9 protein-coding genes are annotated in these 12,153 nt (G+C 63.7%); all 9 read right to left on the bottom strand.

The features are described 5' to 3' along the window. Positions 1 to 77 precede the first annotated feature (77 nt). The 9 genes from ATY02_RS01735 to ATY02_RS01695 all read right to left on the bottom strand — a co-directional run bounded on the left by ATY02_RS01735 (position 78) and on the right by ATY02_RS01695 (position 11,816). On the bottom strand, positions 78 to 1,025 hold the full coding sequence (locus ATY02_RS01735) for a FecR domain-containing protein (protein WP_068576263.1): 948 nt from the start codon (positions 1,023 to 1,025) through the stop codon (positions 78 to 80). After that, positions 1,022 to 1,531, bottom strand: coding sequence for a sigma-70 family RNA polymerase sigma factor (locus ATY02_RS01730; RefSeq protein WP_068576265.1), 510 nt, complete (start codon positions 1,529 to 1,531; stop codon positions 1,022 to 1,024). The genes ATY02_RS01735 and ATY02_RS01730 overlap by 4 nt, the downstream gene beginning before the upstream one ends. Positions 1,532 to 1,602: 71 nt before the next feature. Then, positions 1,603 to 3,084, bottom strand: coding sequence for an efflux transporter outer membrane subunit (locus ATY02_RS01725; RefSeq protein ID WP_068576266.1), 1,482 nt, complete (start codon positions 3,082 to 3,084; stop codon positions 1,603 to 1,605). Next, positions 3,081 to 4,151 (bottom strand): HlyD family secretion protein, encoded by a 1,071-nt coding sequence (locus ATY02_RS01720; RefSeq protein WP_068576269.1) that lies wholly within the window; start codon positions 4,149 to 4,151, stop codon positions 3,081 to 3,083. The genes ATY02_RS01725 and ATY02_RS01720 overlap by 4 nt, the downstream gene beginning before the upstream one ends. Before the next feature lie 26 nt (positions 4,152 to 4,177). Beyond that, positions 4,178 to 5,722: an MFS transporter gene (locus ATY02_RS01715; RefSeq protein WP_068576271.1), complete on the bottom strand. Its 1,545-nt coding sequence runs from the start codon at positions 5,720 to 5,722 to the stop codon at positions 4,178 to 4,180. Between the two features lie 114 nt (positions 5,723 to 5,836). Next, complete coding sequence (locus ATY02_RS01710) at positions 5,837 to 6,760, bottom strand: LysR family transcriptional regulator (protein ID WP_068576273.1); 924 nt, start codon at positions 6,758 to 6,760, stop codon at positions 5,837 to 5,839. 151 nt (positions 6,761 to 6,911) lie between these two features. Further along, the gene (locus tag ATY02_RS01705; RefSeq protein WP_068576275.1) at positions 6,912 to 8,279 is read right to left on the bottom strand and encodes an HlyD family type I secretion periplasmic adaptor subunit; all 1,368 of its coding nucleotides are present in this window, start codon (positions 8,277 to 8,279) and stop codon (positions 6,912 to 6,914) included. Next, the gene (locus ATY02_RS01700; RefSeq protein ID WP_068576277.1) at positions 8,269 to 10,425 is read right to left on the bottom strand and encodes a type I secretion system permease/ATPase; all 2,157 of its coding nucleotides are present in this window, start codon (positions 10,423 to 10,425) and stop codon (positions 8,269 to 8,271) included. The genes ATY02_RS01705 and ATY02_RS01700 overlap by 11 nt, the downstream gene beginning before the upstream one ends. 38 nt (positions 10,426 to 10,463) lie before the next feature. Next, positions 10,464 to 11,816, bottom strand: a complete 1,353-nt coding sequence (locus tag ATY02_RS01695; RefSeq protein ID WP_068576279.1) for a TolC family outer membrane protein — start codon at positions 11,814 to 11,816, stop codon at positions 10,464 to 10,466. Positions 11,817 to 12,153: the final 337 nt, after the last annotated feature.

Below are 12,153 nucleotides of genomic sequence, written 5' to 3'. Positions count from 1 at the left end.
GAATGCGTCTTGATCGGTTTCATGGGGTATCCCGGACAGCTCGAGAATATCGACAACCACCAGCACAACTTTTTTCTTCAGGCGCGCGGCTTGAGGGTCACCCAGTAGCGGGTCACCCTGTGCACCTGCACTGGCAACGATCGCTCCAGGGCTGCGAGCACTTCGTCGCTGTCCGTCAGGGGAAAGACACCTGTGAGCAGCAAGCCGGCCACTTGCTCGTCGCAGCGCAGTATCCCCGGGCGATACCGCGCCAGCTCGGCCACGAATTGCCCCAGCGGTTGGCGCTCGGCCACCAGGCGGCCCTGGCTCCAGCTGCTGGCATTGAGTTGCGCCGGCTGCCTGGCCGAGACCTGGTTGGCGCGGAACCACAGGCGTTCACCGGCATTGAGTTGCAACGCCGGGGCGTGCCTGGGGCTGACACGCAACGCCCCCTCGTACAGGTCGATGCGGGTGCCACCGTCCAGCTCGCGGACGGCAAAGCGCGTGCCCAGGGCCTGGATGTCGCCTGCGGGGGTTTCGACGATCAGCGGCCTCGGGTCGTGGCCGCTGGTCAACAGGATTTCTCCCTGGACCAGGCGGATACGTCTTTCGCTGGCACTGAACAGGACATCGACGGCACTGGCGCTGTTGAGCTCCAGGAGACTGCCATCGTCCAGGGTCAGGTGGCGGATCTCGCCAGTGGCGGTACGTTGTCCAGCGAAGGCCACACGCCAGGGCTGGCTGCCTTGCACCAGGTAACCGCTGCCACCGGCCACCAATAGCAGGCCAAGCACCTTGAGCGCCGCGCGGCGCTGGTGGTCCACGGGCTGGGCCAGCAGCACATGAGAACTATGCTCCGGCACGCTGCCCAGGGTCCGTTGCAATTGCTGCAGGCGCTGCCAGGCCCGGCGATGCTCAGAATCGGCTTGCTGCCAGGCAGCAAAGGCCTCGCGCTGCGCTGCATCGAGCTCGCCGTTCCAATGCAGCATCAGCCACTCACTGGCCTGCTCGACCACCGCGGGATCGATCGGTGCCTGGTCCTTCATTCTTCGTAGAGCACCTGATAACAGGCCTGGATCGCCCGGATCATGTACTTCTGCACCGAGCTGACGGACACCTCCAGGCGCTCGGCGATCTGGGCGTAGCCCAGCCCTTCGAACTGCGACATGACAAAGGCCTGGCGGACCTTGTCAGGCATCCGATCGAGCATGGCGTCGATCTGCATCAGGGTTTCAAGAATCAGCGCGCGGCTTTCCAGCGAAGGTGTCTGCGGTTCCGGCAGGTGGGCGATGCTTTCCAGGTAGGCACGCTCGATGCGCATGCGGCGCCATTGATCGATCACCAGGTTGCGCGCGATCTGCGCCAGGTAGCTGCGACCCTCCTGGTGACCTGGAAGACGCCCGGAAAGCAAAAGGCGCAGGAAAGTATCCTGCGCCACGTCGGCTGCATGCTCGCGATCGCCCAGGCGCTTGCGCAACCAACCCTGCAACCAGCCGTGATGATCCTGATACAGGCGATGGACCTGCGCTTTGCCGTCAGTCGTTGCATCCATGAATGGAACCGCGCACATGATTGAGAGCAATTATCATTACACTTTTTGCAACATCCAGGCAAAGCGCGTTTTCACCGGGCCGGGGTAGACGCCTGGAGTGGATACACCGACTCCCAGCCACCGCCCAGGGCCTTGTACAGGCCGACCATGGCCAGGGACACTCCGGCCGAGCTTTCCACCCATTGCTCCTGGGTGGCCAGCAAGGCGCCCTGCACGGTCAGGACGTTGACGAAGTCCACCACCCCCTCGACGTACTGCTGCTGCGCGGTACGCAGGGCGATCTGGTTCTGCCGCACCGCCTCGGCGAGGCTGTCGCGCCGCAGCTGGCTGGCGTTGTAGCGGGTCAGTTGGTCGTCGATCTCATGCCAGGCCCGCAGTACGGTCTGCTGATAGGCCACACCCGCCTCCTGTTGCTGGGCTTCACGCAGCTCGAGCATGCCGCGCAAGCGACCACCGTCGAACAGCGGCAGGCTGAACTGCGGGCCGATGGCGTACTGCCGGGAGTTCCAGGAACCAAAGTCTGCCAGTTGCAAAGCCTGGGAGCCGAAGTTGCCGGACAAGGTGATGCGCGGATAGAAATCCCCCTTGGCCACACCGATGCTGGCCGTTGCCGCATGCAGGCGCGCCTCGGCCTGGCGGATGTCCGGGCGGCGCTCGGCCAACTGCGACGGCAGGCCGATGGCCAGTCGGACCGGCGCTTGCGGTACGGGGGCATCGCTGGCCAGCTCCTTCTGCAAGGCCTGGGGTGGCTCGCCCAGGAGCAGGCTCAGGGCATTGATCAACTGCGCCTGGCGCTGTTGCAACTCCGGCAGGCGGGCTTCGATGGTGGCGACCTGGGCCGCGGCTTCGGCCACATCCAGGTCGGTGGCCACGCCATCGGCCAGGCGCAATTGCGAAAGCTTCAGGCTGTGGCGCGCGACCTCCAGGTTCTGTTCGGTAACGGCCCGGGTGCTCTGCACGCCCCGCAACTGGATATAGTCCTGGGCGGTTTCGGCCAGCACCGACAGCAGCACTGCGCGCCGGTCGTTCTCGGCCACTTCCAGGTTGGCGTCGGCGGCTTCGGTCTCGCGCCGCACCCGGCCCCAGAAATCCAGCTCCCAGGAGGCCGAGAACCCGGCCTCCCAGAGGTTGAAGTCGGCCTTGCCCTGATGCCCGGAAGGGTCGTTGAGGCCCTGGCTACTGTTGCGCTTGCGCCCGTAGCCACCGTTGGCCGAAGTACCGGGGTAGCGCTGGGCGGTGATCACCTGGCGCGCCGCCCGGCTCTGTTGCAGGCGGCTGGTAGCCAACTGCAGGTCGAGGTTATCGGTCAGTACCCGGCGGCTCAGGGCCGACAATTGTGGATCATTGAACGCTTCCCACCAGCGCTCTTGCAGGGCCCCTTCCGCCGCCTGGCTGGCAGCCGCCTGGGCCGGGACGGGCCAGGCCTGGAGCTGGGTGGCCTGGGGGCGCTGGAAGTCCGGGCCGACATTGCACGCGGCCAGCGACAAGAAACTCACCGCCAGCAGGGGCAGGCCTGCACGCCAGGCCAATGACTGCTCTTGTGGGCGACTCATCGCTGGGTCACCTCGCGGGCACTGGTGGCGGAGCTGCGGGTATCGACGCTGGCTTCCACCGACATCCCCACCCGCAGGCGCTCGGCCATGGGCTGGTTGGGCTCCAGGAGGATCTTCACCGGGATGCGCTGCACCACCTTGGTGAAGTTGCCCGTGGCGTTGTCCGGCTTCACTGCGGCGAAGGTCACGCCGGTGGCCGGGGCCAGGCTTTCGACACGGCCATGCAGGGTCTCGCCGCCGAGGCTGTCGACACGCACCTCGACCACCTGCCCGGCGTGCATGGCGGTGAGCTGGGTTTCCTGGAAGTTGGCCACGACATAGGCCTGCTGCAGCGGCACCACGGCGAGGATCTTGCTGCCGGGGGTGACGTAGGCACCGACCCGCACCGCGCGCTCGCCGACCATGCCATCGACTGGCGCGACGATACGGGTGTAAGACAGCTCGTAGCTGGCCATTTCCAGCGCGGCCTGGGCCCGCTTCAGGCCACCTTCGGCGGCATCGCGCTGGGCGGTGAGGATCTCCACCTGCTTGCGTTCCGCCGCCAGGGCCGCGGTGGTCGTCGCCAGCCGGGCACTGGCCTGGTCGATGCGGGTACGTGCTTGCTGGGCGTTCTGCACGGTGCCGGCGCCGACCCCGGCCAGGTGGTTGTAGCGGTTGAGTTCATGCTGGGCGAAATCCATCTCGGCCCGGGCGGCCACCACCGCGGCCTGGGCCTGGGCGATCACCGAACTCTGGCGGTCCAGGGTCGCCCGGGCGTTCTGCAGCTGCGCCTTGGCCACCAGGGTCTCGGCGTCCGCCGCCTGCGCCGCGGCCCGCAGGTCGCGATCATCGATCAGCGCCAGCAGTTGCCCGGCCTTGACCTGCTGGTTGTCTTCCACCAGCACCTCCTTGATGAACCCCGCCACGCGGGGCGCCACCAGGGTGTAGTCGGCGGCGATGAAGGCATCGTTGGTGCTCTGTTCGCTGGAGCGGCCGAACAGCCCCGGCGCCACCAGGTAGGCCAGCACGCCGAGGGCCGCTACCGCCGCCACCGCGACGGCGATCTTGTCTTTGCTTGCAATAGTCATGGGAATTCTTCCGTATCGATCAGCGTTCAAACAGGCGCCCGCGGTGGATAGATCCGCGTCGGCAACCAGAAAATCAGCAGGATCAGCGCAGCGGCCACCCCTGCCATGCAGAAATAGAGGTCGGCTGAGGTTAGGACCACCGCCTGCTGGTGCAGGCGCGCGGCCAGGCCGGGCACCCGGTCGTCCACCAGGGGCGAGTTGCCCAGGCTGTCCACCAGCATGGTGGAGTGCAGGTGCAGGCGGTGGGTGGTCAGCACGTCCAGGACCCCGGTGGCGATCACCGCCGCCAGGCCCTTGACCGTGTTGAACCAGGACGAGGCGAAAGGCCCCTCCACCGGTGCGATGCTGCCGGTGGCGAGCATCAGCAAGGGCAGCACCGCCATCGGCTGGCCGAAGATCTGCAGCAGTTGCAGCACATAGAAATCGTCGCGGATCCATACCGAAGTCAGGTGCGTACCGCCCAGGCACGACAGGGTCAGCATGCTCAGGCCGATCCCCAGCACCCAGCGGCAGTCGACCCAGCGCAGGTTGCACAGGGCCGCCACCAGCGGCAGGGCGATCAGTTGCGGCAAGGCCATCACCAGCATCACCGGCGCCGTCTGCAACGGCCGGTAGCCCTGGACCTGGGCCAGGTAGGAGGACGGAATGATGATCACGGCGGTAAGCACCACCAACACCCCAGCCAGGGTCACCAGGGAGAATGACAGGTTGCGGATACCGAGCATCTGCAGCTTGAAGAAGGGAATCGGCTGCGACCACTCGTTGATCATGAACAGCACCAGCAGGATCAGGCCGCCACCCAGCAGCACGGTGATCAGAGGCGACTCGAACCAGTCCAGGCGGTTGCCCTGCAGGATGCCGATCACCAGCATGCAGATCGCCGGGAAACCCAGCAGCAGGCCACGCCAGTTGAACTGCTTGAAACGCTCCAGGCGCAGCGGGTCCTGGGGCAGGCCATAGGCGACGGCAGCCATGGCCAGCAAGCAGGGTGCCACGATCTGCCAGAACGCCCAGCGCCAGCCTACGTACTCGGTCCAGAACGCCGCCAGGGGCGTGCCCAGGCTCGGGCCGAAAGTGGCGGTCAGGGCGTAGCCGGCCAAGCCATAGAGCTTGATATTCGCCGGCAGGAAACGCAGGGCCACGGTCATCAGCATCGGTGGCAGGGCACCACCGGCCAGGCCTTGCAGGGTGCGCAGCAACAACAGGCTTTCGTAGTTCGGGGCGAAGGGACACAGGATCCCCAGCAGGGTGAACATCGCGATGGCGCACAGGGTGAAGCGTCGCAGGGAGAAGGTCACCGAACACCAGGGGGCGAATGCCATGGCCGCCACCGAGGTAGCGGTGTAGCAGGCCACCAGCCAGGTGCCCTCGTCGTAGCCGATGAACAGCGCACCACGGATATCCGCCAGGGCGATCTTGGTCACCATCTCATTGAGACCGGAGACCAGCACCGCCAGCAACACACCCACCAGGCCGATGACGATCCGCAGCCCGAAGGTTTGCGCAGGCATGGCTGCCGGCTTGCTGGCGGCTTCGACCGAAGCAGGCGCAGCCACAGCGAGGGAACTCATGGACGTACCGCTCCAGTTAAAGAAACACCAGAGCAGTTTAAGAACAGGTGATGCTGACGAAAACTGACTTATTGGAACTTAATAAATGCACCAGACGCAATTATCGATCTCCAGTTACGTCGGTGGCTGGGCTTCCGTCCAGGTTTCCAGGCAGCAAGTACGCACCACCTCACGAAACCATTTGTGTGCCTGGTCCTGGTCATAGCGCGGGTGCCAGGCCTGGGTCAGGATCAAGGTCGGCAGGGAGATGGGCAGCACGAAGGAGCGCAGGCGCAGTCCCAGGCGCCGGACGCTGAACTGGGACTCCTTGGGCACCGGCAGGATCAGGTCCGAGTCCGGCAGCATGAACATCGCAGCATGAAAGCCCGGGGCGATCATCGGCACACGGCGCTTGAGACCCTGTTCGGCCAGCGCCGTGTCGATCGGACCGCGGGCGATACCACGGCGGGACATGCTGATGTGGGGATAGGCGGCAAAGCGTTCGGCGGTGATCTCTTCGGCCAGCAGCGGATGATCTTCGCGTACCAGGCCCACAAAGTTGGTGGTGAACAGGTTCTGCACCTTCACCTCCGGGCTCAGGGGCCGGGTGTTACTGATGCGCAGATCGATCCGCCCTTCGCGAAGGGCTTCATCGTCACCATCGCCCTCGGGGACGAAGCGCAGCTCGCATAACGGGGCCTGGCGCTCCAGGGTGTCGATCAGGCGGCCGCCGTAGACACCGACGAAGAAGTCGTTGGCGCGCACGTTGAAACGCCGCTGCAACGACGACAGGTCGATCCGGTCCGCGGAACGGAACACCATGGCCGCCTGCTCCACCAGGTCACGCACCTGGCCCTGCAACTCCAGGGCCTTGGGGGTGGGCACCAGACCACGCCCCGCGCGCACCAGCACCGGATCGCCGAGGGCGTCGCGAATCCGCGTCAGGGTGCGGCTCATGGCCGCCGGGCTGAGATTCATGCGGCGCGCGGCGCCCACTACGCTGCCCTCATCCAGCAGGACATCGAGGGCTAACAACAGGTTCATGTCCGGGAGTTGCATAGCAAGCACTCATCACCGATCGATAGTGATCAGGATGCAATGCTAGCAGGGTTGCCCGGGGCAATCGTGAGGGAAATCAACAAGCACGCCCGGCCACACGCGCAAGCAGCGTGTGGCCGGGGTGCAGTGAGTGCGAAGGTGAACGCGACGATCAGCGCTCGTGCAGGGCTTCGGCGCGGGCGCGGATGATGGGCTTGAGCAGGTAGCTGAGGATGCTCTTCTTGCCGGTGATGATGTCCACGGAGGCCACCATCCCGGGGATGATCAGCAGCGGCTTGTCGTCGGTGCCCAGGTGGCTACGCTCGGTGCGCAGCTTGATCATGTAGTAGGTGGTCTTCTTGTCTTCGTCGGTGATGGTGTCCGCACCGATCTGTTCCAGGCGGGCCTTGAGGCCGCCGTAGATGGTGTAGTCATAGGCACTGAACTTGACGATCGCCTCCTGCCCCGGGTGCAGGAAGGCGATGTCCTGGGGACGAATCTTGGCTTCGACCAACAGGGTGTCGTCCAGCGGGACGATTTCCACCATGTCGCTGCCCGGCTGGATCACACCGCCGATGGTGTTGACCATCAATTGCTTGACGATGCCGCGCACCGGCGTGGTGACCAGGGTCCGGCTGACGCGGTCTTCCAGGGCCTTGCCAGTGGCACTGGCCTTGTTCAGTTCGGTACGGGCCTCATTGAGCTGGGTCAGGGCCTCGCTGCGGAATTTGCCGCGGGTTTCATCGATCTTGCGTTGCACTTCCTTGATGGCCGACTCGGCGCGGGGAATCGCCAGCGTCGTGGCATCCAGCTGGCCGCGGGTCTCGACCTCGGCGCGCTTGAGCCGCAGCACTTCCACCGGCGATACCGCCCCTTGGGCCACCAGCGGCTCGGACATGTTGATTTCCTGGCGTTGCAAGCCCAGTTGCTGGCGGTACTGCGCCTGCTTGGAATTGAACTCGCGCAGTTCCTGCTGCTTCTGGATCAGTTGCTCCTGCAGGCCACCGATTTCGTCGTGCAACTGCTGGCGGCGGCTTTCATACAGCGATCGCTCGCTGGCGGCCTGGCCGGGCGCATCGCGCAGCGCATCCTCGGAAAAGCTCAACGGCCGCTCTTCGACTTCGGCACTCAAGCGCTCGACTCGCAGCAGCATGGACAGGCGCACGGTTTCGGTCTCGCCGACATTGGACTGGAAGCGCGTGTCGTCCAGGCGGATCAGCGGCGCACCGGCCTCCACCACCTGGCCTTCCTTGACGTACAGCTCGGCAACGATCCCGCCTTCCAGGTTCTGGATCTTCTGCACCTTGGACGATGGAATGGCCTTGCCCTCGCCCTTGGTCACCTCATCGATCACGGCGAAGTTGGCCCATAGCACCATGAACAGGAAGAACGCGATGATGCCCCAGATGGTCAGGCGGATAACCCGCGGTGCATCTTCGATCAGGGCCTTGTTGACCTCCGGCAGCGGTTGCCCCTGGAGGGAATCGGTACCTTTGAAATAACGGCGGATCGAGTCCTTGAATCCCGACTTAAGCAACACTGATCTGCCCCTTCTTCAACGCTTCCATGACCACAGCTTTCGGGCCATCGGCCAGGATCTGCCCACGATCCACCACCAGCAGCCGGTCGACCAGCGACAACAGCGACGCCCGGTGGGTGACCAGGACCACGGTCTTGCTCTGCACGACGGCTTCCAGGCGCTTCTTCAGGCGCTCCTCGCCAGTGTTGTCCATGGCGCTGGTGGGTTCGTCGAGCAGCAGGATCTGCGGATTGAGCAACAAGGCGCGGGCCAGGGCGACGTTCTGGCGCTGGCCGCCGGACAGGTTCTGCCCGCGCTCGCCGACTTGCAGTTCGTAGCCTTGCGGGTGCAGCCGGGCGAATTCATGGACCCCCGCCAGTTCGGCGGCTTGCAGCACCAGCTCGTCCTCGACGTAGCGGGCACCGGAAGTGAGGTTGTCACGCAGGGTACCGGCCAGCAGTTGGATGTCCTGGGGCACATAGCCGATGTTGTGGCGCAGCTCGCTGACGTCGATCTGGCGGATATCCACGCCGTCTACCAGCAGGGCCCCCGAGTCCGGCTGGTAGAGCCCCACCAGCAACTTGGCCAGGGAACTCTTGCCCGAACCGCTACGCCCGATGATGCCGACCTTTTCGCCCGGCTTGATCACCAGGTTGATGTTCTTCAGCGCGGGGTTCTGCTGGCCCGGGTAGGTGAAGCTCAACTGCCGGCACTCGATGGCGCCCTGCAGCACGCTGCGGCTCAACGGGCGCTCGTCGAAATTGCGCTCCTGGGGCAGCTCCATCATCTGGTCCACCGAAGTCATGGTGACGCGAGCCTGCTGGTAGCGGGTCAGCAGGCCGGACAACGAGGCCAGCGGGCTCAGAGCCCGGCCGCTGAGCATGTAGCAGGCGATCAGGCCACCCATGCTGAGGTTGCCGTCGATGATCTGGTACACGCCGAAGATGATCATGATCACCCCGGCCAACTGCTGGATCAGCAGGGTGATGTTCATCGCCAGGCTGGACAGCATCTTCACTCGCAGCTCGAGGCGGCTGAGGGTGCCGATGGTCTGTTCCCACTGGTACTGGCGCTCGCTCTCGGCGTTGTTGACCTTGACCGCATCCAGCCCGGCCAGGGTCTCGATCAGGCTCGACTGGCGCTCGGCGCCCAGGGCCATGGTCTTCTCCATGGTCGCCACCAGCGGTTTCTGCAGGGCGTAGCCGATCCCCAGGGCGAGCGGGAACGCCAGCACCGGGATCCACACCAGGTGTCCGCCAAGGATGGCGATCACCAGGAAGATCAGCAGGGTGAACGGCAGGTCGATGAGGCTGGTGAGGGTCAGCGAAGCGAGGAAGTCCCGCAGGCTCTGGAACTCATGGATGTTCTGGGCAAAGCTGCCGACCCGAGGCGGGCGGTACTTCATGGCCATGCCGACGATGCGTTCGAACAGCGTGGCGGAGATGATCAGGTCGGTCTTTTTCCCGGCAAGGTCCAGGCACAGGCTGCGCAGGCCCTTGAGGATCAGGTCGAAGACGTAGGCGCCGATGATGCCAATGGATAGCACCCACAGGGTCGAGGTGGCCTGGTTGGGGACGACCCGGTCGTAGACGTTCATCACGAACAGCGGCGCGGCCATGGCGATGATGTTGATCAACAGGCTCGCGGCAATGGCATCGGCATACAGCCAGCGCGAGCGCTTGAGGGTATCGCGAAACCAGGAGCGGGCCCGGGGAATCAGCGAGCCGTGGTTGACGTCGAACTTGTGCTGGGGCTGGGCGAAGAACACCTGCCCGCTGTAGTCGTCGGCCAACAGTTGCCGGCTGACACAGACTTCGCCGCCGTCGCTCTCGCTGAGCAGCAGTCGTGCCTGGTCATCCCCCTGCCAGCCCAACAGTACGGCGCTACGCCCATCCTTGAGCAACAGCAAGGCAGGCATGGCGATCGCCGGGATCTGTTCGAGCTGGCGCCGCAGGACGCGGCCCTGAAGCCCCGCCCGGGCCGCTGCGCGAGGCAGCAGCGCGGCACTCAGGCGCTGGGATGGCAATGGCAGACCGGTGGTCAGCATCGCCGCGCTGGCAGGCTTCTGGTGAAGGAAGCAGAGGGTCAGCAAACCATCCAATAAAGGGTCGTCATGCATGCCGCGTGGATCATTATTGAGTTGCACTCGACTGACTTCTGATTCCACGCTCGACACTCTATGACTGGCTATTGGATGAAATTAGCTCAATTCATCCCAGGCAGCTGGACCTTGGGCTTCACGTCGTTCTGTACGACGGAGGCCATAGGAGCGACCACTCCCTGGCTCTTGAGCAACTCGCCCATGGTCGCCTTGATTCGATACTGAGTAAATAACTGAATGTTCTTGATCTCCGCCAAGCGACGGGAAGCGGTGAACAATTCGTTTTCACTGTCGAGCAGGTCCAGCAGGGTACGCTCGCCCAGGCTGAACTGTTTCTGGTAGGCAGTGCGCACGGCAGTACTGCGGTCGACATATTCCTGGGCGATCGGTACCTGGGAATTGGCGTTGTTCATGGCGTTCCAGGCCAGGCCCAGTTCTTCGTTCAGCACTCGCAGGGCGTTGTTGCGGATGTCCAGGGCCTGGTTCGATTGGTAGGCCTTGGACTCCAGGTCGGCCTTGTTGCTGCCGCCGGCGAACAGGTTGAAGCGCATGCGCAACATGGCCTGCCACTCGTTGTTATGACCGTTCTGGCCATCCAGGTCGTTATCGGCGGTACGCCCAAGCTCCGCATCGAAGCGTGGGTAGAAGGCCGACTTGGCTGCTTCGTACTGTTTCTCGGCAGCCACGATATCGGACTCGGCGGAGCGCAGGATCGGGCTGTTCTCCAGCATCTGGCGCCGGGCTTCATCGAGATTGGCCGGCATCATCGCCATGAAGCTGGCTGGGCGCTCCAACTGGTCCGGCAGTTGCCCGACGGCGCTGAGGTAGTTGGTCTGGGAGTCGGCCAGGTTGGTCTGCTCGGTGATCAGGTTGTTACGGGCCTGTGCCAGGCGCGCCTCAGCCTGATCGAGGTCGGCACCACTGCCTACGCCACGCTGGGTGCGCAACTTGATCTGGTCGTAGATGCGCTCGTGATTGCGCAGGTTGTCTTCGGCCAGTTGCACGAATTGACGACGGGTCAGCACATCCAGGTACACCTGGGCCACGGTCAGGCCGGTGCGTTCGGAGGTACCCAACAGGGAATACGCCCGGGAGTTAACGGTGGCTTGTTGACGCCCAACCTCACTGGAGGTTGCAAAACCGTCAAAAACCATCTGTTGGAGACGTAAACTTGACTCTCCGCGAGTCATGGTCTCCCAGTGATTGCTACCGCTTCCCGCACGAGTCGTGGGGTTATCGGTGCCTTCACGACCATAACCGGCCAACATGTCGACTCGTGGCAAGTAGCCACCTTTCGCCGCCTTGAGTTGATAGTCAGCAGCCAGACGGCTGTTCACACCGGCTTGGATTTCCGGGTGCACATCCAGTGCTTTCTGCATGGCTTCAGGAAGTGTTTGAGCCTGCACGAAGCTGGCTGCAAGAGCGAAGGGCAAGGCCTTGAACAGGTGAAAACGCATGGTAAGAAGTTCCCTCGGACAGCATGTCCAGTATCACGTCAGAATGTGGCACCACATCGAATGACTACAACCACAACGACCGTCCGTCGGAAAGTTCAAACTAAGAACTGGTTCACATACTTCAAGTCAGGTTACCGCGTGAATATCAATGTGACATTAATTCAGCGATTGTTTAGGATGGCACCCATAAGGTCAATAGTTTGGCATAAAGTTAATCTCGAAGAAATATAGCCAAATTATTGACAAAGAATTCTGTCAATTAGCCGTTCCCCCATTACATAGCAATGTACGTCCAGACTGAGTTGCGGCCAGCGCCCAAGCCGGTACATGGAAGTCG

Origin of the sequence: Pseudomonas sp. BIOMIG1BAC (genome assembly GCF_001705995.2) — a bacterium.
Taxonomy (GTDB): domain Bacteria; phylum Pseudomonadota; class Gammaproteobacteria; order Pseudomonadales; family Pseudomonadaceae; genus Aquipseudomonas; species Aquipseudomonas sessilinigenes.
Note: the sequence above shows the minus strand (reverse complement) of the source record. Positions and strands in the feature narration are given on the sequence as shown.